The sequence below is a fragment of the Pseudomonas sp. OST1909 genome, from assembly GCF_015277575.1.
Lineage (GTDB): Bacteria > Pseudomonadota > Gammaproteobacteria > Pseudomonadales > Pseudomonadaceae > Aquipseudomonas > Aquipseudomonas synxantha_A.
The window spans coordinates 6,165,834-6,192,006 of the sequence record NZ_CP063780.1; the positions used below are offsets into that span (position 1 = coordinate 6,165,834).

At 60.9% G+C, this 26,173-nt stretch carries 24 protein-coding genes; 9 read left to right on the plus strand and 15 right to left on the minus strand.

The window, feature by feature from the left end:
• Positions 1-78 precede the first annotated feature (78 nt).
• On the minus strand, positions 79-2,358 hold the full coding sequence (gene ptsP, locus IH404_RS27055) for a phosphoenolpyruvate--protein phosphotransferase (protein WP_005792331.1): 2,280 nt from the start codon (positions 2,356-2,358) through the stop codon (positions 79-81).
• Between the two features lie 22 nt (positions 2,359-2,380).
• Complete coding sequence (locus IH404_RS27060) at positions 2,381-2,860, minus strand: RNA pyrophosphohydrolase (protein ID WP_003176750.1); 480 nt, start codon at positions 2,858-2,860, stop codon at positions 2,381-2,383.
• Between the two features lie 143 nt (positions 2,861-3,003).
• Between IH404_RS27060 and IH404_RS27065 the strand changes: the two genes are divergently transcribed.
• The gene (locus tag IH404_RS27065; protein WP_005792332.1) at positions 3,004-3,660 is read left to right on the plus strand and encodes an HAD family hydrolase; all 657 of its coding nucleotides are present in this window, start codon (positions 3,004-3,006) and stop codon (positions 3,658-3,660) included.
• A gap of 94 nt (positions 3,661-3,754) precedes the next feature.
• Here the strand turns inward: IH404_RS27065 and IH404_RS27070 are convergent, their stop codons facing one another.
• Positions 3,755-4,168: a DUF2269 family protein gene (locus IH404_RS27070; protein WP_005792333.1), complete on the minus strand. Its 414-nt coding sequence runs from the start codon at positions 4,166-4,168 to the stop codon at positions 3,755-3,757.
• A gap of 40 nt (positions 4,169-4,208) precedes the next feature.
• Positions 4,209-5,723, minus strand: coding sequence for a threonine ammonia-lyase, biosynthetic (gene ilvA / locus IH404_RS27075; protein WP_005792335.1), 1,515 nt, complete (start codon positions 5,721-5,723; stop codon positions 4,209-4,211).
• Between the two features lie 138 nt (positions 5,724-5,861).
• Between ilvA and rpiA the strand changes: the two genes are divergently transcribed.
• Positions 5,862-6,533: a ribose-5-phosphate isomerase RpiA gene (gene rpiA / locus IH404_RS27080; protein WP_005792336.1), complete on the plus strand. Its 672-nt coding sequence runs from the start codon at positions 5,862-5,864 to the stop codon at positions 6,531-6,533.
• Between the two features lie 324 nt (positions 6,534-6,857).
• On the plus strand, positions 6,858-8,804 hold the full coding sequence (locus IH404_RS27085; protein WP_194439513.1) for an autotransporter domain-containing protein: 1,947 nt from the start codon (positions 6,858-6,860) through the stop codon (positions 8,802-8,804).
• On the opposite strand, the gene IH404_RS27090 is transcribed toward IH404_RS27085, so the two are convergent.
• The 4 genes from IH404_RS27090 to IH404_RS27105 all read right to left on the minus strand — a co-directional run bounded on the left by IH404_RS27090 (position 8,805) and on the right by IH404_RS27105 (position 13,041).
• Entirely contained in the window at positions 8,805-9,713 is a 909-nt protein-coding gene (locus IH404_RS27090) for an SdiA-regulated domain-containing protein (RefSeq protein ID WP_005792338.1), read from the minus strand.
• Between the two features lie 121 nt (positions 9,714-9,834).
• Positions 9,835-10,758: an SdiA-regulated domain-containing protein gene (locus IH404_RS27095; RefSeq protein ID WP_005792339.1), complete on the minus strand. Its 924-nt coding sequence runs from the start codon at positions 10,756-10,758 to the stop codon at positions 9,835-9,837.
• Between the two features lie 200 nt (positions 10,759-10,958).
• Complete coding sequence (locus tag IH404_RS27100; protein ID WP_005792340.1) at positions 10,959-11,624, minus strand: fumarylacetoacetate hydrolase family protein; 666 nt, start codon at positions 11,622-11,624, stop codon at positions 10,959-10,961.
• 22 nt (positions 11,625-11,646) lie between these two features.
• Positions 11,647-13,041, minus strand: coding sequence for an FAD-binding oxidoreductase (locus tag IH404_RS27105; protein ID WP_005792341.1), 1,395 nt, complete (start codon positions 13,039-13,041; stop codon positions 11,647-11,649).
• 205 nt (positions 13,042-13,246) lie between these two features.
• On the opposite strand from IH404_RS27105, the gene serA reads away from it, so the two are divergent.
• Positions 13,247-14,476 (plus strand): phosphoglycerate dehydrogenase, encoded by a 1,230-nt coding sequence (gene serA, locus IH404_RS27110; RefSeq protein WP_124360241.1) that lies wholly within the window; start codon positions 13,247-13,249, stop codon positions 14,474-14,476.
• 64 nt (positions 14,477-14,540) lie between these two features.
• On the opposite strand, the gene IH404_RS27115 is transcribed toward serA, so the two are convergent.
• A complete protein-coding gene (locus IH404_RS27115) occupies positions 14,541-14,981 on the minus strand; it encodes a DUF4399 domain-containing protein (protein WP_005792343.1) in 441 nt (146 codons plus the stop codon).
• Between the two features lie 134 nt (positions 14,982-15,115).
• Here IH404_RS27115 and IH404_RS27120 point away from each other — a divergent pair, with 134 nt between their 5' ends.
• Positions 15,116-15,610, plus strand: coding sequence for a transporter substrate-binding domain-containing protein (locus IH404_RS27120; protein ID WP_005792344.1), 495 nt, complete (start codon positions 15,116-15,118; stop codon positions 15,608-15,610).
• Between the two features lie 25 nt (positions 15,611-15,635).
• Here the strand turns inward: IH404_RS27120 and IH404_RS27125 are convergent, their stop codons facing one another.
• Positions 15,636-16,268, minus strand: coding sequence for a 2OG-Fe(II) oxygenase (locus IH404_RS27125; RefSeq protein ID WP_005792345.1), 633 nt, complete (start codon positions 16,266-16,268; stop codon positions 15,636-15,638).
• Between the two features lie 132 nt (positions 16,269-16,400).
• Here IH404_RS27125 and IH404_RS27130 point away from each other — a divergent pair, with 132 nt between their 5' ends.
• Positions 16,401-17,153: a DUF2059 domain-containing protein gene (locus IH404_RS27130; RefSeq protein WP_005792346.1), complete on the plus strand. Its 753-nt coding sequence runs from the start codon at positions 16,401-16,403 to the stop codon at positions 17,151-17,153.
• Positions 17,154-17,254: 101 nt separating this feature from the next.
• Here IH404_RS27130 and IH404_RS27135 read toward each other — a convergent pair whose 3' ends face one another.
• Positions 17,255-18,196, minus strand: coding sequence for an alpha/beta hydrolase (locus tag IH404_RS27135; RefSeq protein WP_194440715.1), 942 nt, complete (start codon positions 18,194-18,196; stop codon positions 17,255-17,257).
• A gap of 99 nt (positions 18,197-18,295) precedes the next feature.
• Between IH404_RS27135 and IH404_RS27140 the strand changes: the two genes are divergently transcribed.
• Together IH404_RS27140 and IH404_RS27145 are read left to right on the plus strand one after the other, a co-directional pair.
• Positions 18,296-18,871 (plus strand): DUF6436 domain-containing protein, encoded by a 576-nt coding sequence (locus IH404_RS27140; RefSeq protein ID WP_194439514.1) that lies wholly within the window; start codon positions 18,296-18,298, stop codon positions 18,869-18,871.
• A gap of 26 nt (positions 18,872-18,897) precedes the next feature.
• On the plus strand, positions 18,898-21,252 hold the full coding sequence (locus IH404_RS27145; RefSeq protein ID WP_194439516.1) for a penicillin acylase family protein: 2,355 nt from the start codon (positions 18,898-18,900) through the stop codon (positions 21,250-21,252).
• Positions 21,253-21,262: 10 nt separating this feature from the next.
• Here the strand turns inward: IH404_RS27145 and IH404_RS27150 are convergent, their stop codons facing one another.
• Positions 21,263-22,228 carry a GlxA family transcriptional regulator gene (locus IH404_RS27150; RefSeq protein ID WP_194439518.1) on the minus strand — a complete coding sequence of 322 codons (966 nt, stop codon included), beginning with the start codon at positions 22,226-22,228 and terminating at the stop codon, positions 21,263-21,265.
• Between the two features lie 240 nt (positions 22,229-22,468).
• Between IH404_RS27150 and IH404_RS27155 the strand changes: the two genes are divergently transcribed.
• Positions 22,469-23,110: an HD domain-containing protein gene (locus tag IH404_RS27155; protein ID WP_194439519.1), complete on the plus strand. Its 642-nt coding sequence runs from the start codon at positions 22,469-22,471 to the stop codon at positions 23,108-23,110.
• Positions 23,111-23,180: 70 nt separating this feature from the next.
• Here the strand turns inward: IH404_RS27155 and IH404_RS27160 are convergent, their stop codons facing one another.
• Genes IH404_RS27160 through potA form a run of 3 tightly spaced genes read right to left on the minus strand, consistent with a single transcriptional unit; the run spans position 23,181 to position 26,121 of the window.
• A complete protein-coding gene (locus IH404_RS27160) occupies positions 23,181-24,065 on the minus strand; it encodes an ABC transporter permease subunit (RefSeq protein ID WP_003195236.1) in 885 nt (294 codons plus the stop codon).
• Positions 24,062-24,982, minus strand: coding sequence for an ABC transporter permease subunit (locus tag IH404_RS27165; RefSeq protein WP_347340290.1), 921 nt, complete (start codon positions 24,980-24,982; stop codon positions 24,062-24,064). Before IH404_RS27165 ends, IH404_RS27160 begins: the two co-directional genes overlap by 4 nt.
• Positions 24,979-26,121 (minus strand): polyamine ABC transporter ATP-binding protein, encoded by a 1,143-nt coding sequence (potA, locus tag IH404_RS27170; protein ID WP_003195240.1) that lies wholly within the window; start codon positions 26,119-26,121, stop codon positions 24,979-24,981. The genes IH404_RS27165 and potA overlap by 4 nt, the downstream gene beginning before the upstream one ends.
• Positions 26,122-26,173 lie beyond the last annotated feature (52 nt).

Here is a 26,173-nt window from a genome sequence, read left to right on the forward strand (position 1 = left end):
TCGCAGGCAAGCCAGCTCCCACAGGGAACTGCATTCCAAATGTGGGAGCTGGCTTGCCTGCGATGAAGGCGCCTCGGTCTAGAGGGTTTTCGCCGAGGCCGGGTTGATCATCCGGGTCAGCCCGAGGTTCTTCAGCGCCAACTGCAACGAGCTGTGGATAACTTGCGGGTTGTCGATGGTCATCAACTGCGCGAGCAAATCCTTGGCCATGCCCAGGTCAACCTGGCGCAGCATCCACTTCACCTTCGGCAAGTTGGTGGCGTTCATCGACAGGCTGTCAAAGCCCATCGCCATCAGCAACACCGCGGCCGCCGGGTCGCCGGCCATCTCGCCGCAGATACTCACCGGCTTGCCCTCGGCATGGGCGTCGCGCACCACGTGTTGCAACGCTTGCAACACCGCCGGGTGCAGGTAGTCGTAGAGGTCGGCCACCCGTGGGTTGTTACGGTCCACCGCCAGCAGGTACTGAGTCAGGTCGTTGGAGCCCACCGAGAGGAAGTCCACCTGCCGCGCCAACTCCTTGGCCTGGTATACCGCTGCGGGAATTTCGATCATCACGCCAATCGGCGGCATCGGTACGTCGGCGCCTTCGTCGCGTACTTCGCCCCAGGCGCGGTGGATCAGGTGCAGGGCTTCTTCCAGCTCATGGGTGCCGGAGATCATCGGCAGCAGGATACGCAGGTTGTTCAACCCCTCGCTGGCCTTGAGCATGGCGCGGGTCTGTACGAGGAAGATTTCAGGATGGTCGAGGGTAACGCGAATGCCACGCCAGCCAAGGAAGGGGTTGTCTTCCTTGATGGGGAAATACGACAGTGACTTGTCGCCGCCAATGTCCAGGCTGCGCATCGTCACTGGTAGCGGGTGGAAGGCCTGCAGTTGCTCGCGATAAATCGCCAGCTGCTCCTTCTCGCTCGGAAAACGCTGGTTGATCATGAACGGCACTTCGGTGCGGTACAGCCCCACCCCCTCAGCGCCTCGTTGCTGCGCACGCGCTACATCCGCCAGCAGGCCGGTGTTGACCAGCAGCGGTACGCGGTGACCGTCGAGGGTGACGCACGGCAGCTCGCGCAACGAATCGAGGCCCTGGGCCAGTTGCTTCTCTTCTTCCACCACTTCGGCGTATTGCTTGCGCAGCACGTCGCTGGGGTTGGTAAATACCTCGCCGCGATGCCCATCGACGATCATGTCGATGCCGTCGACCTTGGAGTACGGCAGGTCCACCAGGCCCATCACCGTCGGGATGCCCATGGCCCGGGCCAGGATCGCGACGTGGGAGTTACCCGAGCCCAATACCGAGACCAGGCCCACCAGCTTGCCCTCAGGCACTTCGCCGAGCTGAGTGGCCGTCAGCTCTTCGCTGACCAGGATGGTGTTATCGGGGAAGACCATGTTGGTGCTGCGGTCTTCCTGCAGGTACGCCAGCAGGCGGCGACCCAGGTCGCGCACATCCGAAGCCCGCTCGCGCAGGTAGGCGTCGTCCATCATTTCGAAACGGTTGACGTGATCGGTGACCACCTGGCGCAACGCGCCCTGGGCCCACTGGCCGGTCTTGATCACGGTTTTGACTTCGTTACCTAGAGACGCGTCGTCGAGCATCATCTGGTACACGTCGAACAGCGCACGCTCTTCGGGGCGCAGCTGGGTGGCCAGCTTGTTCGACAGGTTGCGCATGTCGGCGCGCACGCCTTCCAGGGCGGTCTTGAACAGTTTGATTTCGGCTTCGATGTCGTGGACGGTCTTGTCCGGTACCACATCGAGGTCGGCCGGCGGCAGCATGACCACCGCCGTACCCACCGCAGCACCCGGCGAGCCGGGCACGCCGACGAACTTGGCTTCCTGGATGCCCTTGCCCTGGCGCCCCAGGCCGCGGATCGAGCCGGTGGCTTCAGCGTGGGCGATAACCCCGGCCAACTGCGCGCTCATGGTCACCAGGAAGGCTTCTTCACCTTCATCGAACTGACGACGTTCTTTTTGCTGGATGACCAACACGCCGACAACGCGGCGGTGGTGGATGATCGGCGCCCCCAGGAACGAGGCGTAGCGCTCTTCACCGGTTTCGGCGAAGTAGCGATAACGCGGGTGGTCGGCCGCATGTTCGAGGTTCAGGGGTTCTTCACGCGTCCCCACCAGGCCCACCAGACCTTCATTGGGCGCCATGCTGACCTTGCCGATGGAGCGCTTGTTCAAGCCCTCCGTGGCCATCAGCACAAAACGGTTGGTCTCGGGGTCCAGCAGGTAAACCGAGCAGACCTGGCTGCCCATGGCTTCCTTGACGCGCAACACAATAATCCCCAACGCCGCCTTGAGATCCTTGGCGGAGTTAACTTCCTGGACGATCTTGCGCAGCGTATTGAGCATGGCTCGGGGTCGAACTCCGTCGTCAGTCGCGCGCTAAAAGGCGCGGGGCAAGCTCTTTGAGAGCGCGGCGGTAAACCTCGCGCTTGAATGTCACCACCTGGCCCAACGGGTACCAATAGCTGACCCAGCGCCAGCCATCGAACTCCGGTTTACCGGTCAAATCCATCCGCACCCGCTGCTCGTTGGAGATCAGGCGCAAAAGAAACCATTTCTGCTTCTGGCCGATGCACAGCGGTTGGCTGTGGGTACGCACCAGGCGTTGCGGCAAACGATAGCGCAACCAGCCACGGGTACAGGCCAGAATCTGCACATCTTCACGCTCAAGGCCGACTTCTTCGTTCAACTCACGGTACAAGGCGTCTTCAGGGGTTTCGTCGGGGTTTATCCCACCTTGAGGAAACTGCCAGGCATCTTGGTTGATTCGGCGAGCCCATAGCACCTGTCCGGCATCATTCGTAAGAATAATCCCGACATTAGGACGGAAACCATCGGGGTCGATCACGGCAACAACCTCGCAAACGCATGTCGCCGCATTGTTCCACAAAGATTGTTCCAGCGGCAACGAGGCTTCTTACCTTATGTGCACTCTTGTGAAAAGACCGTATTCTGGACGCCTTTTTACAGACTTTTCAGCGAGTAACTGCAATGCGCCTGGCTTTATTCGACTTGGACAACACCCTTCTCGGCGGTGACAGCGATCACGCCTGGGGCGATTACCTGTGTGAGCGTGGGATTCTCGACCCGGTGGCCTACAAGGCCCGCAACGACGAGTTCTACCAGGACTACCTGGCCGGCAAGCTCGACAATGCTGCCTACCTGAACTTCAGCCTGGAAATCCTCGGCCGTACCGAGATGGCCCAGTTGGACGAGTGGCACCGCGACTTCATGCGCGACTGCATCGCCCCGCTGATGCTGCCCCTGGCGGCGCAATTGCTGGCCAAACACCGCGCCGCCGGCGACAAGCTGGTGATCATCACTGCGACCAACCGCTTCGTCACCGCGCCGATTGCCGAGTTGCTGGGCGTCGAGACCCTGATCGCCACCGAATGCGAAATGCTCGACGGCCGCTATACCGGGCGCAGCACCGATATACCGTGCTTTCGTGAAGGCAAAGTGACGCGCTTGAACCGTTGGTTGGAAGAGACTGGGTACAGCCTGGAAGACAGCTACTTCTATAGCGACTCGATGAATGATTTGCCGTTGCTGGAGCAGGTGACGCATCCGGTGGCGGTGGACCCGGATCCGAATTTGCGCGCTGAAGCGCAGAAGCGGGGCTGGCCGGTGATCACTCTGCGCAGCTGATGACGCTATCGCAGGCAAGCCAGCTCCCACATTTGGAATGCATTCCCCTGTGGGAGCTGGCTTGCCTGCGATGAAGGCGACGCGGCCTAACGCTTTAAACCGGCTTGGCGCCCATCAGCCCTGCAATCGCCACAAACCCCACCAGGCTGACCACCGCCAGCACCAGGGTAAAATTCAGGCTGCCGCCCTCACCTTTGCGCAGGCGATTAAGGCGCGCCACCAGCCAGAACCACGCCAGCGCCGCCACGGTGTAGAGGATGCTGGAGCCTAAAATCCAGGTTTGCCCCAGGGGCCAGCCGATCAGGTGCACCAGCCACCAACCGGTGAACGGCATACTGACCAGGCAAATGCCCATCAGCAGCCACACGAACGCCCATGGGCGTTGCACGGTAACCGCCGGGCCGGCGCTGCGTTTACGCCAGGCCAGTACGGCCAGGCCGAGGCCGCTGAGCAGCAGCAACACGGTGGCGGTGATGTGGATAACCTTGAGGGTGGTCAGTGTTTCCATGGTCTCGATTCCTTAAAGGCCGCTCAGTCAGCGTAGTCGCTCAACCGAGGAACAACTGGTAGGCCGGGTTTTCGCTTTCATCCCAGTACGGGTAGCCGATTTCAGCCAGGGCTGCCGGCACCAGGTGGCGCTCGTCCGCCGGCACTTGCAGCCCGGCGACCACACGGCCGTCCGCTGCACCGTGGTTGCGATAGTGGAACATCGAAATGTTCCAGCGCCCGCCCAGCTTGTGCAAGAAGTTGAACAAGGCGCCCGGACGCTCCGGAAATTCGAAGCGAAACACCACCTCATCGCTGACTTTGGCCGCATGGCCGCCCACCATATGGCGAATGTGCAACTTGGCCAGTTCGTTTTCGGTCAGGTCCAGCACGGGGAAACCCTGGCTGGTCAGGCTGGCGATCAGTGCGCTGCGCGGATCGTTTTCCGGGTGGGTCTGCACGCCGACGAAGATGTGCGCTTCGCTGCCAGAGTGGTAGCGGTAATTGAATTCGGTGATCTGGCGCTTGCCCACGGCCTCGCAGAACGCCTTGAAACTACCCGGCTGCTCGGGAATGGTTACTGCGATGATGGCTTCGCGGCCTTCACCCAGCTCGGCGCGCTCGGCCACATGGCGCAGGCGATCGAAGTTGACGTTGGCGCCGGAGTCGATGGCGACAAAGGTCTGGCCGCTGACGCCGCGAGTCTCGACGTACTTCTTGATCCCGGCCACGCCCAACGCGCCTGCCGGCTCGGTGATGGAGCGCGTGTCGTCGTAGATATCCTTGATCGCCGCGCAGATTTCATCGGTGCTGACGGTGATCACTTCATCCACATGATCCTTGCAGATGTCGAAGGTGTGCTGACCGATCTGAGCCACCGCCACGCCATCAGCAAAGATTCCCACGGTCGGCAGCACCACGCGCTCGCCTGCCGCCATGGCGGCTTGCAGGCAGTTGGAGTCGTCCGGCTCAACGCCGATGATCTTGATTTCCGGACGCAGGTATTTCACATACGCCGCAATACCGGCGATCAGCCCGCCGCCGCCCACCGGTACGAAAATCACGTCCAGCGGCCCCGGGTGCTGGCGCAGGATTTCCATCGCCACGGTGCCCTGCCCGGCAATCGTGTGTGGATCATCGTAGGGGTGAATGTAGACGTAGCCTTTTTCTTCGACCAGCTTGAGCGAATAGGCCAGGGCTTCCGGGAAGGAATCACCGTGCAGCACCACTTTGCCGCCCCGCGAGCGCACGCCTTCGACCTTGATCTCCGGGGTGGTCTTGGGCATCACGATGGTGGCCTTGACCCCCAGCACCTTGGCCGCCAGGGCCAAGCCCTGGGCATGGTTGCCCGCCGATGCCGTGACCACGCCACGGGCGCGTTCCTCGCTGCTCAATTGGGTCAGCTTGTTGTAGGCGCCGCGAATCTTGAACGAGAACACCGGCTGCAAGTCTTCGCGCTTGAGCCATACCTTGTTGCCCAACCGCTCGGAGAGCTGGCGGGCAGTCTGCAAGGGAGTTTCCACGGCGATGTCATACACGCGCGAGGTGAGGATCTTTTTGACGTAGTGTTCAAGCATCGGCAGGCATCTACTTCACGAGTTGGGCAGGGCCAAGGAGTCTAACCCAGCGTTTGGGCGGGCGACCACACGAATCCGGAGGTTTTGTTGGGTTATACTCGCGCCCCTCGATAACTCCCCGCCCGTTCCGGAGCCCGCATGACCCAGGATCAACTCAAACAGGCAGTGGCCCAGGCCGCCGTCGATTTAATCCTTCCCAAACTCGACGACAAGAGCATCGTCGGTGTCGGCACCGGCTCCACTGCCAACTGCTTTATCGACGCACTGGCCCAGCACAAGGGCGCATTCGACGGCGCCGTGGCGAGTTCCGAAGCCACCGCTGCACGCCTTAAAGGCCATGGCATTCCGGTGTACGAGCTCAACACCGTGAGCGATCTGGAGTTCTACGTGGACGGCGCCGATGAAAGCGACGAACACCTGAACCTGATCAAAGGCGGCGGCGCAGCCCTGACCCGCGAGAAGATCGTCGCGGCCGTGGCCAAGACCTTCATCTGCATCGCCGATGCCAGCAAGCTGGTGCCGGTACTCGGTGCATTCCCGCTGCCGGTGGAAGTCATCCCCATGGCCCGCAGCCACGTGGCCCGCGAGCTGGTAAAACTGGGCGGCGACCCGGTATACCGCGAAGGTGTACTGACCGACAACGGCAACATCATCATTGATGTGTTCAATATGCAGATCACCAATCCGGTGGAGCTGGAGACGCAGATCAATGCCATCGTCGGTGTGGTCACCAACGGCCTGTTCGCTGCGCGCCCGGCGGATGTGTTGCTGCTGGGTACCTCCGAAGGCGTGAAAACCCTCAAGGCTTAACAACTGTGGGAGGGGGCTTGCTCCCGATGGCAATGTATCAGGCAGCTAATCTGTAGCTGACACTCCGCTATCGGGAGCAAGCCCCCTCCCACATTTGAGAGCCCTCGCTGTAACAAAAACGCTACCTTTCGCAGCACTCCTCTCCAAAACCGTGCGCTCGGTCACGGCACGCACCGCCCCACCTGGTATCCAATCCGTTACAAATTACAGCCACGCGACCCACGCGTTTAACAGTGCGCCAATTTGCAGCCGCCCACGGAATGAGGCGCGCATTGTGCAAAGGGTCTGGGCCTGAACATCTCCCTCACCTCAAGGAAGACCCTTGTGATCAAGCCCCTCGCCTTCGCCATCAGCGTTGCCGGTGCCCTGCTGTCCACGCAAGCCCACGCCTACGATTACGGCCAGCACGCCAACACCACCCTGGAAAAACTGATCAACGACTACCCTGGCAGGTATCGCGGCACGGCTAATTTCGCCGGCGCTGCGGATTGGATGCAAAGTCAGATGGGCACGGCCTATGCCACCAGCCGCCAGGACTTCACCTGGAACAGCGGCAGCCGTGCGTCACAAAACGTCGTGACCTACGCTGCCGGCACCCAGCCGCAGTACGTGGTGATTGGCGCGCATTTCGATACCTACTTCGGCCGCCCGGCCCTGCAAGGCCTGGACGACAATGGCTCCGGCGCCAGCGTGTTGACCGAGGTGGCGAAGAACCTCAGCGGCCTGTCATTGGAAAATGGCCTGCAAGTAGTCGGCTTCGGCGCGGAAGAAGAAGGCTTGCGCGGCTCCCGGGCCTTTGTCGACTCACTCAGCGCCAGCCAGCGCGCCAATATGCTCGCGATGATCAACCTCGACAGCTTGATCACCGGCGACATGATGTACGCCCACGCCGGCCAGAACAGCACCGCCAACCCGGCCTTGGCGTCCTTGCGCGAGCATACGTTGCAGATCGCCAAGGAGCTGAACATCCCACTGTTCACCAACCCCGGCCTGGACCCGAAATACCCCAAGGGCACGGGCTGTTGCAGTGATGGCGAGGCCTTTGAACCGCTCAACATCCCAATCCTTTATATAGAAGCCACTAATTGGGAACTGGGCGACCTGGACGGCTACACCCAGACCGACAACCCGAAAATCCCCGGCGGCTCCACCTGGCACGACCCTAAAGAAGACAACAAGGCCGTGCTCACCGATGCCTTCGGCCAGGCGCGCATCGACCAGCGCCTGCGTGACTACTCGCGCCTGCTCAGCCGCCTGGTGCTGGAACTGACCAACGCCGACCTGATGGCCTCAACGGCGTCCGGCGGTGCCGTTGCACGCAACATGCAAGACAACCTGCAACGCCAGCATCAGGCCCTGGTGCGCCTGCATGATCGCCGCTGGCTGAGCCTGCAGGCCGCTAGCCGTGAGGTCGGCAGCTTTGATGGCGAGATCGGCGTGGATGGCGAATACAGCCCGGACAGCGGCTTCGACAGCGCTCCCAACCCCGAAGCCCGGCGCCTGGGCCTGCATGCGCTTGGCGACTATCAACTGACCTCGAGCCTGAATATCGGCGCCAGCCTGAGCTACCTCAATGGGCGCGACAAACTCGAGCATCGCGGCAAACTGGACAGCGACACTTGGCAGGCAGCCGCCTATGCATTGCTCAATGATGGCGGGCCAAGCTGGTTGGCCGGCGACCTGAGCGTCGGCCACACGCGCTTCGATTCCAAGCGCAACCTGGTCATCCAGGCCAATGGCGGGCCGATCCTGCTCAATCAGCAATTGACCGGCGAGGCCGATGCCCTGGCGTTGGGCGCACGGGTCTTGGGCGGCTATGACTTTGACTTCGGCGCCCTCAAGAGCGGGCCTTTCGCCGGTCTGGACTACAGCCACTACCGCATCGACAAGTTCCACGAAAAGCAGAACCTGCGCACAGCCCTGGAGTATGAAGAACAGTCTTTCGATTCCCTGGAAGCCAGCCTCGGCTGGCGCGTGCGTGGCGCGGTTGCCCTGCCCTATGGCCTGAGCCTGATGCCGTATGGCGACATCGCCTGGGTCAAGGAACTGGCCGACGGCCGCCTGGACGACCTGCAACTGACGGCACGCGCCGATGGCCAGGCGCGCACCGCTCGGCTCGGCTCACCGGACAAGAGCTTTGGCCGCGCGCAAGTCGGCAGCCAATTGGCGATCACCCCACAGCTGGGTGTATACGCCGAGGTCAATGGCCGCCTGGGGCATGCCGAAGGCAGCCAAACCGGCTATTCACTGGGCGTGCAATGGATGTTCTGATCAGGGCTTCTTGAACACGTAGAACAGGTTCGGCTCGCTGACCAAATACAAGGTACCGTCGTCATCCATGGCAATTCCTTCGGCCTGAGGCACGCGCTTGCTCAGGCCATGGCGCCCTTTAAGCAACGACAAACTGCTTAAGGGGCGACCGTCGATATCCAGCTCCAATACCAGGAACGACTCATCCGACAGCGCCAGCAGATGGCCGCTGCGTTCGTCGTATTGCAGGCTCGACAGGTCGCGTACAAACAGCCCTGCATCGCGCTTGGGGTTGTTGATCACATGTACCGAGTAGGTTTTTTCCGGTTTGAAATGCGGGAAGCCGTGGACCTCGTAGATCAGCATCGGGTCGCGCTCCTTGGCCACGAACAGGCGCTTGCCCACTGAGTCGTAGGCCAACCCTTCGAAACCCTTGTTGCCACCGATGTGCACGCCCAAGGTCATTTGCTCTGCATCGGCAGCGTCGAGGAATTGGGTGTCATCGTCCACATGCACCTTGATCAAGCGCTGCTGGCGCTCATCGCTGATGACGTAGATGTTGTCGCTGATAAATTCCACCGCCTCGGCATCACCGAAGCCCACCAGAGGAATGCGCCGCAAGATCTTGCCCTCCAGGGACAGCTCCACCAGCTCGGCGTTTTTATTGGTGACGGTAAACAGGCTTTTGCGCACCGGATCGTAAGTGAGGGCCGAGACATCATCGTCGAGCCCTTCGATCACCTGGCCTTCCAGGGTCACGCGGTAATCTGCCAGGCCAATGGCGCGCTCATCGGCAGGCTGGCGCCACACCTGCCAGTTGAACCAGGCACGCTCGAACAGACGAAACTGCTGCGCAACGACCCCGGCGGCAACCAGGGCAAGCAACAGCAAGATGAAAACAGCAGGTTTGGGGCGGGCAAGTCGACGCATCGGGGCGGGCTCAGTGAAAAAACTGGCGAATAGATATCAAGGTCGCCTGAATTTAAACTTAAACGCGCCGAACTGTCTGGCGAATGCCGTTTATAAAGAAAAGTCTGACGTAATTCGTCAGTTATTTCTGCTTTTCAAAACGATAGAACAAGTTGGGTTCACTGACCATGTACAGGTTGCCGCTCTCATCCAGGGTCACCCCTTCGGCGCGCGGGATGGTGTCTTTCAGGCCGTTGAAGCCACCGAGCAAGGTCATGAAGCTGACTTGCTCGCCTGTTTCGTCCAGTTCCAGCAACAGGTGGGAATCGGCCGACAGCACCAGCAAGTGCCCAGTGCGCGGGTCAATGGACAAGGCCGAAAGGTTGCGCACATCCAGTTCGGTGCTGGCCAGCTTTTGCTTGTCGCCGGTCAGCGTGTTGCCATCGCTCTTCCACGTGAACAAGGCCGGCGGCCGCTCTTCGCCCAGCACAAGCTGCTGATTGCGCTTGTCCCACGCGATCGCTTCAAAGGCTTTGTTCTGGTCTTTGGAGGGGCCCAGGTCATGGCTTGGGAAATCAGCTTTGTTCAGCGCTGTGGTGCCGGCGTCCACCTTTACCACGGTCACAGTGTGGTCGCGTTCATCTACCACGGCCATCGAGCCGTTTTCCATCACCGTCACGCCCTCAGGATTGTTCCAGCCATTGAGCGGCATCTTGCGCAATACGTCGCCTTGCAGGCTCAGCTCTACCAGAAACGGGTTTTTGCCCATGACGGAAAACAGGGTTTTGGTCTGGGGGTTGTAGGACAGGTCGGAAGCCTCATCCTTCTCCATACCGGGCAGCAGCTTGGCGTCGATGACCGCCTGATAGTCCGGGAGCCAAACACTCTCCTGGCGTTCAACCGGGCTCTCGAAGCGCTCCAGCACCCACAGCACACCGCGATCATCCCAGTGCATGGCCCAGGCCACGCCATACAGAATGGCACCGGCCAAAAATACCCAGGAATACCAGCGCATGGACAAGCGCGAGCGAAGCGAGGTTTTCGAAGTGGGTAGAGGCACGGCCATTGAGCGCTTTTCCGGAAAGTCAGCTGTATGGGATAGCACAGGATTCAACGGCCTGCGCGCAAGAGGCTGGGATTATCCGGATGGCGTGTGAAAAAAATGCAAAAGCCCATACTTGGGATATACACAAAACCAATGTGGGAGGGGCGGTGCGACGATTCGACTTGCTCCCCCCACATTTTTTACCGCATTTCTACAGTGAGTCAGCGCACAGTACTTTCGAAACGGTTCACACCCGCCAGCTCCAACACCAGTTCATCCCCCACATTCAATGGGCCAACACCTGCCGGGGTGCCGGTGAGAATCACATCACCCGCCTGCAGGGAGAAGCAACCAGCCATGTACTGAATCATCGGCACGATCGGGTTGAGCATCTGCGCGCTGTTGCCATCCTGGCGCACTTCGCCGTTGATGGTCAGGCGTATGCCGATGTCGGTCACGTCCGCAAAGGTACTGCTGACCACAAAGGGGGCAAGCACCGCCGCGCCGTCGAAGCACTTGGCGATTTCCCACGGCAGGCCCTTGGATTTCAGCTCGGCCTGTTTGTCGCGCAGGGTCAGGTCCAGCGCCGGGGCGAAGCCGGAGATGGCGTCGAGGACTTCTTCGCGGTTTGGCTTGTTCGACAACGGCTTGCCGATCAACACCGCGATTTCCACCTCGTAATGCACCGAACCGCGTTCGGTGGGAATCGCAAAACCACCTTCCAACGGCACTACGCAGCTACCGGGCTTGATGAACAGCAAAGGCTCGGTGGGCACCGGGTTATCCAGTTCCTTGGCGTGTTCGACGTAGTTACGCCCGATGCACACCAGTTTGCCCACAGGGAAGTGGATGTTGGTGCCGTCGACATACTTGTGCTGGTAGCTCATGGAACGACTCCTTCAGGTGCGGTTAAACCGCGAAGATTTTGCCAGGGTTCATGATCCCGTTCGGGTCGAACACGGCCTTCACAGCCTTCATGTACTCGATTTCAACCGGCGAGCGGCTGTAGGTCAGGTAATCACGCTTGGTCATGCCCACGCCGTGTTCAGCGGAAATCGAGCCGTTGTACTTGGCGACGGTTTCGAACACCCACTTGTTCACGGTGGCACACTTGGCGAAGAACTCGTCCTTGCTCAGGTTTTCGGGCTTGAGGATGTTCAAGTGCAGGTTACCGTCACCGATATGACCGAACCAGACGATTTCGAAATCCGGGTAGTGTTCGCCGACGATCGCATCAATTTCGCTCAAGAATGCCGGCACTTTGGAGACGGTGACCGAAATATCGTTCTTGTACGGTGTCCAGTGGGAGATGGTCTCGGAGATGTACTCGCGCAGCTTCCACAGGTTGTGCAACTGGGTTTCACTCTGGCTCATCACGCCGTCCAGTACCCAGCCCTGCTCGACGCAATGCTCGAACGTTTCCAACGCATGGTTGGCGACTTCTTCAGTGGTGGCCTCGAATTCCAGCAGCGCGTAGAACGGGCACTCGGTTTCGAATGGCGCCGGCACATCGCCACGGCCGAGGACTTTAGCCAGGGCCTTGTCGGAGAAAAATTCGAAGGCGGTCAGGTCCAGCTTGCTCTGGAACGCGTGCAGCACCGGCATGATCGAGTCGAAGTCGGTGGTGCCGAGTACCATGGCGGTGAGGTTTTTCGGGGCACGGTCCAGGCGCATGGTGGCTTCGACCACAAACCCCAGGGTGCCCTCGGCGCCGATAAACAGCTGGCGCATGTCGTAGCCGGTGGCGTTTTTGATCAGGTCGCGGTTCAGTTCCAGCACATCGCCCTTGCCGGTAACAACTTTCATGCCGGCCACCCAATTGCGGGTCATGCCGTAGCGAATCACCTTGATCCCGCCGGCATTGGTGCCGATATTGCCGCCAATCTGGCTGGAACCGGACGAGGCAAAATCCACCGGATAGTACAGGCCGTTTTCTTCAGCGACGTTCTGCAATTGCTTGGTGACCACGCCCGGCTGGCACACGGCGGTGCGGTCGGTGAGGTTCACGTCGAGGATCTGGTTCATATAGTCGAACGACACCACCACTTCGCCATTGGCCGCGACTGCCGCGGCCGACAGGCCGGTGCGCCCACCGGACGGCACCAGTGCTACCTTGTGCTCGTTGGCCCAACGGACGATGGCCTGCACCTGCTCAGTGGTCTTGGGAAACACGATAGCGCTGGGCGCGGGGGCGAAGTGCTTGGTCCAATCCTTGCCGTAAGCCTCCAGGGAGTCGGCATCGGTCAGCACTTTGCCGGGCTCAACCAGGGTCTTTAGCTCATCAATCAGGGCAGGATGGGTCATCGACAGAACTCTCGAACAATTCATGGTCATCCTGAGAACGCTTCACGTCGCAGGAATAGGTGTTTAGCGGGGTGCGTATGCTAGCATACCGCCCCCGCAGGACAGACCCAAAGGGCGTTTCTGCGGTGACGGCTTTCCTGCCGTCCGGGTCAGCTTGCGCTGCTCGACTCCCTGCCAATTTTCTCCGGGATACAGGTTTACGCAGATGAGCAAGACTTCTCTCGATAAGAGCAAGATCAAGTTCCTTCTTCTGGAAGGCGTCCACCCATCGGCTGTCGACGTTCTGAAAGCCGCCGGGTACACCAGCATTGAGTACATCACCAGTTCTCTGCCGGAAGCCCAGCTCAAGGAAAAGATCGCCGACGCGCACTTTATCGGCATTCGCTCCCGCACTCAGCTGACCGAAGAGATCTTCGACCACGCCAAGAAACTCGTGGCGGTCGGTTGTTTCTGCATCGGCACCAACCAGGTGGACCTCAATGCCGCACGCGAGCGCGGTATCGCGGTGTTCAACGCCCCGTACTCCAACACCCGTTCCGTAGCGGAGCTGGTATTGGCCGAGGCCATCCTGCTGCTGCGCGGTATCCCAGAGAAGAACGCCTCCTGCCACCGTGGCGGCTGGATCAAAAGCGCGGCCAACTCCTTCGAGATCCGCGGCAAGAAGCTGGGTATCGTCGGTTACGGCTCGATCGGCACCCAACTGTCGGTGCTGGCCGAAGGCCTGGGTATGCAGGTGTTCTTCTATGACACCCTGACCAAGCTGCCACTGGGCAATGCCACCCAGGTGTCGAGCCTGACCGAGCTGTTGGGCATGTCCGACATCGTCACCCTGCACGTCCCGGAAACCGCTGAAACCCAGTGGATGATCGGCGAGAAGGAAATCCGCGCGATCAAGAAAGGCGGGATCCTGATCAACGCCGCTCGCGGCACTGTGGTCAAGCTGGACGCCCTGGCCGACGCAATCAAGGACAAGCACCTGATCGGCGCCGCCATCGACGTGTTCCCGGTGGAGCCACGCTCCAACGACGACATCTTCGAAAGCCCGCTGCGTGGCCTGGATAACGTGATCCTGACCCCGCACATCGGCGGCTCCACCGCTGAAGCCCAAGCCAACATCGGCCTGGAAGTCTCGGAAAAACTGGTCAAGTACAGCGACAACGGTACCTCGGTATCGTCGGTCAACTTCCCGGAAGTGGCCCTGCCGGCTCACCCGGGCAAGCACCGCCTGCTGCACATCCACCAGAACATCCCGGGCGTGATGATGGAGATCAACAAGGTCTTCGCGGAAAACGGCATCAACATCTCCGGTCAGTTCCTGCAGACCAACGAGAAGGTCGGCTACGTGGTGATCGACGTCGACGCCGAGTACTCGGACCTGGCGCAAGAGAAGCTGCAGCACATCAACGGCACTATCCGTAGCCGCGTGTTGTTCTAAGGTTTCAACCGCACCACGAAAAAGGGAGCCCCTCGGGGCTCCCTTTTTTGCATCTGAACAAATCTTACTTGACGTTAACCGTGATGACTTTCGAGGCTACCGTAGGCTCGAACTGGCGATGCACGTTGTCGCCAGCCACCAGTTGCAAGGTGTGCTTGCCTGGCGTGAGGGTCAGCTCGGTCTCGGTTTGCGCCTTGCCGAAGTGAATCGATGTAGGCGTGGCCGGGATCGCTTCGTTTGCGTTGAGCGCCCCCACTTCCTGATCTACCAGCAGGTGATGATGGCCGGCGCCCGGTACCTGTTTGTCGATCGGCTCCAGGTCCAGGCCCTTGATGCCAAATTTGACGGTGAAGGTTTTGTCGACAGTAGCGCCGTCTTTGGGCGAGACAATGAACACTTCAGCACCAGCAGGAGCCGGTGTGCGCGGCAGGTCGGCAGCGCTGGCCAACATCGAAGCACCCAGCAGCAGGGACGCCAGGGTTGCACGGGACAAAAGGGCTTTCATTCGCTTCTCCAGTTTTTCAGTGAAATCTGTAGGGTTATGACAACTTCGCGATAAATTGCGGTCCAAGGCACCCGACACCATAGCAAAACGATGCTGAACAGCGCCTCGTCCATTCGAATTCTCTAGGAGTGATCATGCGCTTTTCGCCTGGCCTGTTACTGTTGCTTGCCCTTCTGAGCCCATTGGCCCATGCCGAGCTGATCGATGACGTCAATGATCGCGGCGAACTGCGTATAGCCCTGGAAGCCAACACCCCGCCGTTCAATTTCAAGGAAGGCGACAAGCTCACCGGCTTTGAAGTGGAACTGGGCGAGCAACTGGCGAAAGAAATGGACGTACGCTCCTCGTTTATCACCACCGATGATGCCGACCTGATGAACGGCGTGGCGACCGGCAAGTACGATGTGGCAATCAACCATATCGCTATGACTGCCGAGCTGAAGGATCGTTTCGATGTCAGCGCCGCTTATAACGACAAACCTGAACTGGTGATCCCGTTTCAGAAGGGCAACCCCGCGTTCAAGAGCAGCCTGGACAAGGCGCTGGAGCGGGTGAAAGCGGATGGCCGCTTGAAAGCGCTGGAGCAGAAGTGGTTTGAAAGCCGAACACCGATAGTCAAGACACAGTAGGTCAAATGTGGGAGGGGCCGCCTGCTCAGAACGGCTCGTTGCCCCGCCGGCGAAACCAGCCGGTCAGGGACAGGCGCTCCCGCGTGGCAGGCAGTACCTCGTGGGGCACCTCGCCCGACAAAAACACCACCAGACAGCCGCCGGTGGGCACCACGTCATATTCGACGCCGCCCTTGAGGTACATGCGCAACTGGCCGCCATGCTCGGGCAGCCAGGCGTCGTTCAGGTAGATCACCGCCGAGACCATGCGCCGGTCGTCGTCACGAAAGCGGTCCACATGCTTGAGGTAAAACGCACCGGGCGGGTACATCGCGAAGTGGCTTTCGAAATCTTCCAGCCCAAGGAACAGGCTGCGGTTCATTGCCAGGCGCAGGCTGTCCATGACGGCCATATAGGTGTCGCAAACCGCCGCGTCGCCCTCTTCCAGCCACTGAATATGATCACCGCGAATACCCTCGCGAATCTCCTGGGCCGGCCCGCGTCCGACTGCCGCCGGTGCCAGCTCACCTTCGGCCGCACGTTTATGGCACTCAGCCGCCAGTTCCAGGGTCAGAGCCTGGGGCAGGAAGCCATTCTGCTGCGACCAGCCTTTTTCGGCCAAGTCGTCAACGATACGTTGCAGCAGCGGGTCATCGAGGGATATTTGCATGGCGCGCATAGTATCCATACGCCTGAGAATCCGACAGCGCCGTCGAGCGCCCAAATGCACTTTAAATCAGCTGTCTGATAGGACTTCTCGACAAATCCTACGCCCGACACGGACAATAGTGGCCGACTGACAGGAGTCCATATGCGTCGTTTGTTTTTTACCGTGTTGATGTTCTGCGTTTTGCCCGCCTGGGCAGACAGCCATGACCAGTTGTACAAGGTTGCCGGCTGGGCCGAACAACGTGCGCATTTCAATGACGCCCTCAGTGCCGCGCAGCAACGCTACCGCAATAGCCTGCCGCCGGTGGTGTATCAGGCGCTGGTGGACAACAGCAATAAGCGCTTTGGCGCCCAAGCCATGGATCAGCGTGCCGAGGCGCAACTGCGCAAGCACCTGGCCAACCCGAAACCGGCCCTGGCGTTCTTCCAATCGCCCCTGGGCCGCAAGATCGTCGCTGCAGAATTGCTGGCCACGCGCCGCGACCAGTTGGCGAAAAACGCCCAGGGCTTGCCGAAAATCCAGGCCGACGCCACCCGCAGCCTGATCATCGGCCATCTGGCCCAAGCCCTGCCCGCGCGCGAGGCCGGTGCAGAAGTCAGCCTGGCGATTGCCGGTGTAGCGGCCGACAGCTTGAGCCAGATGATCCCCGGTTTGCTTGGCGGCGGTCAGGCCCAGGGTATGTTGAATGGGCAGCGCGAACGGTTGATGCAACAAATCGACAAGGACCTGAACAACACGCTGTTGTACGTCTACCGGGATTTGTCCGACCCGGAGCTGGAAGAGTTCGCTACGTTTGCCGAATCGCCGGAAGGTAAGGCGTATTACCAGGCGGCCCTGGCAGCCATTCGCGCAGGGCTGGCTGTCGGCCAAAGCACCTCAAGCCTGACGCAGTAATTGTGGGAGGGGGCTTGCTCCCGATAGCAGAGTGTCAGTCACCAGATATATGACTGACACACCGCAATCGGGGGCAAGCCCCCTCCCACATTTAAAATGCGTTAGTTCAGGTGATCGGTGAGGTACTTGAAGTACTCATTACGAATCTCTGGAATCTCATTGGCCAGGTGATGCCTGCCCCGCGGCAGCATCAACACCTCGGGCTGGGCGAACTTCCCCCGCAGCACGCGCAAGTTGTGCTGCCAATCCACCGTCATATCTTCCTCACCCTGCACGATCACCGGCCGCCGTGGGCTGCGGGGTGCGGCTTCGATGCGTTTGATCCAGCGCGCCAGCGCCCCTACCCAAGCGGTGGGCAATTGGCGCGGCTGCAGTGGGTCGGCTTCAAGGAACGGTTTGAACGCAGGGTCGTTGGAGTTATCGCTGAAGCGCCGGGCGATGCCTTTGACGAATGGGCGCAGCAGGTAATAACTGACCTGCGACCATCCCCAGGCACGCGGCCGCACCAGCGGTGAGAGCAGGAAGGTCTTGCCCTGGGCCGGGCTGTCGGCGCCGTGGTTGAGCAAGTGGTCCACCACAATGGCGCCGCCGGTGCTTTGCCCGAACAGATGCCAGGGTTGCGGCAATTGCAGCGCCTTGGCCTCAGCGAACAACGCCTGCACCACGCTCTGGTACACCGCAAACTCATCGATGCTGGCGCGCGGGCCGCTGGACAAGCCGTGGCCCGGCAAGTCGCAGGCGATCACCACAAAGCCCTGGTCCAGCGCCCAATCCACCACATGGCGGTACAACCCCATGTGGTCGTAGAAACCGTGGAACATGAACATCGTTGCCACCGGCGCAGGCGGCCACCATACCTGGGCCACCACTTCAAACCCGTCCACTTCCAGGCGCCCCAACCGGCTCACCGCCGGCACCTTGCGAGCGGCCAGGTCAAGCCCATAGAAACGTTGATAGACCCTTGCCTCGGCGCTAAGCGGTTGCGCGTCCACCAGGGGCCGCAAGCTTTCGCGCAGATGATCAGGGTCAAAGGTGACGGGCATAAAGGCTTCCAGACTGGCGGTGAAGATGAATATCGAGCTGCGATATTCATCTGTCAGGACAAGCATGGCAAGCTACGCGACCTGCGAGGATACCTTTGAATGCGACCGCCTTACCGCAACGCCCTGTTCGCCAGCCTGATCCTGGTTATCTGCGCCGGCGTGCTGTGGGCCGCGTATGACTGGTTCCAGGGCCGCTACCTGCGCGCCTTCAGCGAACACACGGCGGTATTTTCCGGCGACGCGCTGCAACTGCCCGCCGCCCTCAGCGGCCCTGGCCCGATTCGCCTGGTGCACTTCTGGGACCCGGCCTGCCCGTGCAATGTCGGCAACCAGCAACACCTGGGTGAACTGATCGAGCAGTATGCGCCCCAGGGGGTCGAGTTCTATGCGCTGCAAAAAGCCGGTAGCCACGGCACCCTGCCCGACAACCTGCGCCACATGAAAATCCTCGACGCCCTGCCCGGCGCCGATCGGATACCCGCCAGCCCGGCCGTAGGCATCTGGGACCGCACAGGCAAGCTGGCGTACTTCGGCCCCTACAGCGAAGGGCTGACGTGCAATGCCAGCAACAGTTTTATCGAACCCATCCTCAAGGCCCTTGGAACCGGACGCGAAGTGAATGCCACTCACACCCTCGCGGTAGGCTGCTATTGTTCGTGGCCTAAGGATCTGTAGCCCGTCCACTCTGGTAAGGAATGTTCATGAAGCGCGTCTTGCAGATTTTCGCGGTGCTGATTGCGCTGGTCGCCCTCGGCGCCGGTTGGTATGTCTACAGCAAGCAGCCCACGCGCCAGGGCACAGTGAACCTGGCCCACCTGCAAAGCTCGGTCACGGTGCGCTACGACGACCGTGGCGTACCGCATATCCGTGCCGAGAACGAGGCTGACCTGTACCGCGCCCTGGGCTATGTGCATGCCCAGGACCGGCTGTTCCAGATGGAGGTCATGCGGCGCCTGGCCCGTGGCGAACTGGCCGAAGTGCTGGGGCCCAAACTGCTTGAAACCGACAAGCTGTTTCGCAGCCTGCGCATTCGTGAGCGCGCCTTGAGCTACGCAGAGCACATGGACCCCGATTCGGCGTCGTCCAAAGCCCTGCAAGCCTATCTGGACGGGATCAACCAATATCAGGACAGCCACGCCAGCCCCATGGAGTTCGACGTGCTGGGCATCCCCAAGCGCCGCTTTACCGTCGAGGACAGTATCAGCGTCGCCGGGTACATGGCTTACAGCTTTGCCGCCGCCTTTCGTACCGAGCCGGTGCTGACTTACGTACGCGACCGTCTGGGCAGCGACTACCTGAAAGTGTTCGACCTCGACTGGCAACCCAAGGGTGCGCTCAACCTGGCGGCCAGTGACTGGCAAACCCTCGGCGCCATCGCCGCCCTGAGTGAACAGGCCCTGGCCGAAAACGGCCTGCCGCAGTTCGAGGGCAGCAACGCCTGGGCCGTCAGCGGCAGCCATACCAAAAGCGGCAAGCCGTTGCTGGCGGGTGACCCGCATATCCGCTTCTCGGTGCCATCGGTGTGGTACGAGGCGCAGCTGTCGGCGCCAGGCTTTGAGCTGTACGGCTATCACAACGCGCTGGTGCCGGTGGCGTTCCTGGGGCACAACCTGGACTTCGGCTGGAGCCTGACCATGTTCCAGAACGACGACCTTGATCTGGTCGCCGAGAAGGTCAACCCGGACAACCCCAACCAGGTCTGGTATCACGGCCAATGGGTCGACATGACCAGCAGCGAGCAACAGATCCAGGTCAAGGGCCAGGCGCCGGTGACCCTCACGCTGCGCCGTTCGCCCCACGGCCCGATCATCAATGACGTGCTCGGCGAGAACGCCGGCAGCACGCCAATTGCCATGTGGTGGGCGTTCCTGGACACCGAAAACCCGATCCTCGAAGGCTTCTACCAACTCAACCGCGCCGATACCCTGGCCAAGGCACGTGCCGCGGCCGCCAAGGTGTCGGCACCGGGCCTGAACATCATATGGGCCAATGCCAAGGGCGATATCGGCTGGTGGGCGGCAGCGCAGTTGCCGATCCGCCCGGCCGGCGTCAACCCGGCGTTCATCCTCGATGGCAGCACCACCCAGGCCGACAAGTTGGGCTTCTACCCGTTCAGCGCCAACCCCCAGGAAGAGAACCCGGCACGTGGCTATGTGGTCTCCGCCAACGCCCAACCGGCATCGCCCACCGGCATGGAGATCCCGGGCTATTACAACCTCGCGGACCGTGGCCAGCAGTTGAACGCGCAGTTGAGCGACAACAGCGTGAAGTGGGATGTAAGCAACAGCCAGGCCTTGCAACTGGGCACCACCACCGCCTACGGCCCACGCCTGCTCGCACCGCTGCTGCCGGTGCTGCGCGAAGGGATCAAGGACCCGGCTCAACTCAAGCTGGTGGAACAGCTCGCAAGCTGGAAAGGCGACTACCCGCTGGACTCCACCAGCGCCACGCTGTTCAACCAGTTCCTGTTCAACCTTGCCGATGCGACCTTCCACCCGAAGCTGGGCGATGCACTGTTCAAGACCCTGATCACCACCCGCGTGATCGACGCGGCGTTGCCACGCCTGGCGGCCTCGCCGGACTCACCCTGGTGGGAGGGCAAACGCGCGGATATCGTCAAGCTCGCCTGGGACAACAGCCTGGCCCACCTCAAGACGACCTTCGGCGACGACCCGACGCAGTGGCAGTGGGGCAAGGCGCACACCTTGACCCATGGTCATCCGCTGGGCATGCAGAAACCGCTGGATAAGCTCTTCAACGTCGGCCCGTTCGCCGCACCGGGCAGCCACGAAGTGCCGAACAACCAGACCGCCGCGATCGGACCGGCGCCATGGCCGGTGACCTATGGACCTTCGACACGGCGCCTGATCGACTTTGCCGACCCTGCCCACGCCCTGACGATCAACCCGGTGGGGCAAAGCGGCGTACCGTTTGATGCTCACTATGGTGATCAGGCGCAAAGCTATATCGAAGGCGGGTATGAGCAGGCGCATCTCAGTGATGAGGAAGTGACGGCCAATACCCGAGGTACCTTGAAACTGTTGCCTGCCAGATAGCTGTTTACCGCTACACGGGTGCGGCGAAGTTAAGCCTGAACTGTTGCGGTGTGACGCCCAGGCGGCGATTGAACACGCTGCGCATGTGCTGGGCGTCGCGAAACCCGCATTGATAGGCCACGGTCTTGAGCGGCGCATGGCTGCTTTCGAGCATCACCCGCGCCGCGTCCACCCGCGCGCGCTCGACAAATTCCGCCGGCGTGATCCGCGCTTCACGGGCGAACACCCGGGAGAAATTGCGCGCACTCATATTGGCCGCCCTGGCCAAATCGGCAATGGTCAAATCCCCGGTCAGGTTGGCCAGCACGTATAACTGCACCAGCGCCACCGCCGAAGTGGCCTCGGCATGGGGTGTGAGAAACGGGCTGAATTGCGATTGCCCGCCCGAGCGTTGGGTGAACACCACCAGGCGCTTGGCCACGCTCAGCGCCACTTCCGGGCCGTGATCCTGGGCCAGCAGGTACAGCGAAAGATCGATACCCGCCGTGACCCCGGCCGAGGTGTAGAGGTTGCCGTCCTGCACATAGAGACGGTCGGCCTCGACCTGGGCAGAAGGGCACAGGCGCGCCAGGCTGGCGGCGTCATTCCAGTGGGTAGTGACGGTTTTACCGTCCAGCAGACCGGCGCGGGCCAGCATGAAGGCGCCGTTGCAGATCGAGCCGAAGCGCTGTGCCCTGGCAGCGGCACCGCGCAGCCACTCATCAAACTGAGGGCCGAAATCTTCGAAAGGCAGTTGCGGGCCGCCCGCTACCAGCAACAGGTCGTAGGGCTGCCGGGCTTCGCTGTAGTGTTTGTGGGCCTGCAAGGACAGGCCGTTGGAGGCAGCCATAGAACCGTGACCGAAACCGATCACCTCCAGGCGGTAGTGATCGTCGGGCACCAGGAAGCGGTTGGCCTCGCAGAACACATCCATGGGCCCGGTCACGTCCAGTGACTGGACGCCGGGGAAGATCAGGATGGCGACGGTTTTGTGCATGGGAGACCTTTATCTCTGGGCTGACGCAAAACCCTGTGGGAGCTGGCTTGCCTGCGATGCAGACACCTGGGCTCATCAGGTATACCGAGGTGATGCTATCGCAGGCAAGCCAGCTCCCACATTAGATCGCGCGCAGCCTTGGCGCGATGTGGCAGCACATTGGCCGAAAACGCTCCCTCGTCTCGATAGCTGCGTCGCCCAAGCGCGACCAGACTGGAGTCTTTCCAGAGGAGCACCCCCATGAACACCACCATCGCCGGCATCAAGATCCCAGACAGTGCCTTGGCCAAGGCCACCACCGAATACATCCGCGACATCGAATCCGACCTGCTCTACCACCACTCGCGCCGGGTATTCCTGTTCGGCGCCTTGAGCGGAGAGCGCAAGCAACTGGCCTACAACCCGGAGCTGCTGTACGTCGGCGCAATGTTCCATGACCTGGGCCTGGTGGAAGGTCATCGCAGTGACGACCAGCGTTTCGAAGTGGACGGTGCCAATGCCGCCGCCGCGTTCCTCAAGCCTTACGGGCTGAGCGATGACGATATCGAACAAGTGTGGCTGTCCATCGCCCTGCACACCACGCCGGGTGTGCCGCAACACCTGCGCCCCACCGTGGCGCTGGTGACCGCCGGGGTGGAGATGGACGTGCTGGGCATGGACTACGCCGCATTTTCCACGGTGCAGCGCGAAGCGGTGGTGCATGCGCATCCACGCGGTAAAGGGTTCAAGGAGTGCATCATCTGCGCCTTCGCCGACGGCTTGCGCCATCGCCCGCAGACCACGTTTGGCAACGTGAAGACCGATGTGCTGGTGGATCAGGAGCCGGGGTTCAGGCCGATGAATTTTGTGCAGGTGATTCGCACATCGCCATGGGCTGCATAGTTGACTTGAAATGCAATCAAATGTGGGAGCTGGCAAGCCAGCTCCCACATTTTTTAGCGCATTCCGGCAGTTAGACCGGTGCAGGCGCGCGGCGCTTGTCCGGCTGTTGCCAGCCATCCGCTGCAGCTTCTTCGATGGCTTGCTGGATGGCCTTCTTGCGATGCTCTTCGGCCCGGCGGCTGAAGAACCACACCAGGAACGTCACCAACGACACCGCCAACAGGATCAGGCTCGCCACCGCGTTGATCTCGGGTTTAACCCCAAGGCGCACCGCCGAGAACACTTCCATCGGCAAGGTGGTGGAACCCGGGCCCGACACAAAGCTGGCCAGTACCAGGTCATCCAGGGACAGCGCAAAGGACATCATGCCGCCCGCCGCCAGCGACGGCGCGATCATCGGGATGGTGATCAGGAAGAACACCTTCCACGGCCTCGCGCCCAAATCCATCGCGGCTTCTTCGATCGACAAATCAAGCTCACGCAAGCGCGCCGACACCACCACCGCCACATACGCCGCACAGAACGTCGTGTGCGCGATCCAGATGGTGACGATGCCACGCTCCTGGGGCCAGCCGATCATCTGCGCCATGGCCACGAACAGCAGCAACAGCGACAGGCCGGTGATCACTTCCGGCATCACCAGCGGCGCCGTCACCAGGCCGCCGAACAGCGTACGGCCCTTGAACTGGCTGATACGCGTGAGCACAAAGGCCGCCAACGTGCCCAGCGCCACCGCGGCCACCGCCGTGTAGCAGGCGATTTCCAGGGAACGCGCCACCGAGCCCATCAATTGGGTGTTGTCCAGCAGGCCCACGTACCACTTGATCGACCAACCGCCCCACACCGTCACCAGCTTGGATTCGTTGAACGAATAGATCACCAGGATCAACATCGGCAGGTAGATAAACAACAAGCCTGCGACCAGCATGAAGCTGGAGAAACGAAAGCGCTTCATATCTTGCCCTCCAGCTCTTTGGCCTGGCTGCGGTTGAACAGGATGATCGGCACGATCAGGATCGCCAGCATCACCACGGCCAAGGCAGAAGCCACCGGCCAGTCACGGTTGTTGAAAAATTCCTGCCACAACACTTTACCGATCATCAGGGTTTCCGGGCCGCCGAGCAGTTCCGGGATCACGAACTCGCCCACCACTGGGATAAACACCAACATGCAGCCGGCGATGATGCCGTTCTTGGACAGCGGCACGGTGATTTTCCAGAAGCTGTTGAAGGTGCTCGAACCGAGGTCGGAGGCAGCTTCCAGCAGGCTCTGGTCGTGTTTGACCAGGTTGGCGTACAGCGGCAGGATCATGAACGGCAGGTACGAGTAGACCACGCCGATATACACCGCGATGTTGGTGTTGAGGATCTGCAACGGTTCGCTGATCAGCCCCATGGACATCAGGAAGCCGTTGAGCAAGCCGTTGTTGCTGAGGATGCCCATCCACGCATACACGCGGATCAGAATCGCGGTCCAGGTCGGCATCATGATCAGCAGCACCAGCACGGTCTGCATCTCTTTGCGCGCGGTGGCGATGGCGTAGGCCATCGGGTAGCCGATCAGCAGGCACAGCAGCGTGCTGAAGAACGCCATCTTCAACGAGCCCAGGTAGGCGGCGATGTACAACTCGTCGCCCGCCAGCAGGCTGTAGTTGGCCAGGTTCAGCACCACTTCCAGCTTTTGCTCAACGTAGGTGTAGATCTCGGTGTAGGGCGGGATCGCCACGTCGGCTTCGGCAAAGCTGATTTTCAATACGATGAAAAACGGCAGTGCGAAAAACAGAAACAGCCAGAGGAATGGAATCCCGATGACCACCTGCTTGCCATTGGGGATTATGCGATCCAAGCGCCGCTTGAATTTCTTCATGTTCATGAGCGAAGTACCACGCCGCTGTCGTCTTCCCACCACACGTAAACCTGATCACCCCAGGTTGGGCGCTGGCCACGGCGTTCGGCGTTGGCGACGAAGGACTGCACCAGCTTGCCACTCGGCAGCTCCACATAGAACACCGAGTGACCGCCCAGGTAGGCGATATCGTGCACCTTGCCGCTGGACCAGTTGTGCTCGCAGGTCGGCATTTCGGTGGTGACCAGCAGTTTTTCCGGGCGAATCGCGTAGGTCACCGACTTGTCTTCCACCGAAGTAGCGATGCCGTAGCCCACGTAGATGTCGCGATCCAGGTCCGGGCACTTGAGCACCGCATGGCCTTCGGCGTCGTCCACCACCTGGGTGTCGAAGATGTTCACGTTGCCGATGAACTCGCACACCAGGCGGCTGGTAGGGGTTTCGTAGATGTCGATCGGGCTGCCGATCTGGGCAATCCAGCCCAGGTGCATGATCGCGATACGCTCGGCCATGGTCATGGCCTCTTCCTGGTCGTGGGTCACCATCACGCACGTCACGCCGACGCGCTCGATGATCTCTACAAGCTCCAGCTGCATCTGCGAGCGCAGCTTCTTGTCCAGGGCGCCCATCGGCTCATCGAGCAGCAAGAGTTTGGGGCGCTTGGCCAGGGAACGGGCCAGGGCTACACGCTGGCGCTGGCCGCCGGACAGCTGGTGCGGCTTGCGCTTGGCGTATTGGCTCATCTGCACCAGCTTGAGCATCTCGGCCACGCGGGCGTCGACTTCGGCCTTGGGGATCTTGTCCTGCTGCAGGCCGAACGCGATGTTCTGCGCCACGGTCATGTGCGGGAACAGCGCATAGGACTGGAACATCATGTTGATCGGCCGCTCGTAGGGCGGCATGTCGGTAATGTCCACGCCGTCCAGATAGATGCGGCCTTCGGTTGGGCGCTCGAAACCTGCGAGCATACGCAGCAAGGTGGACTTGCCTGAACCCGAACCGCCGAGCAAGGCGAAGATCTCGCCTTTCTTGATTTCCAGGGACACATCGTCCACCGCAATCGTCTCGTCGAACTTCTTCGTGACCCGGTCGATTTTGACCAACACCTTTTTCGGTGTCTGGTCGCCCTCGAGGGCTTTCTTATAGGCGCCGGAGGCAACTGCCATTTACGAAACTCCCAAAAAAAGAGTGCAGCTCGCCCAATACGGGCCAGCCTTG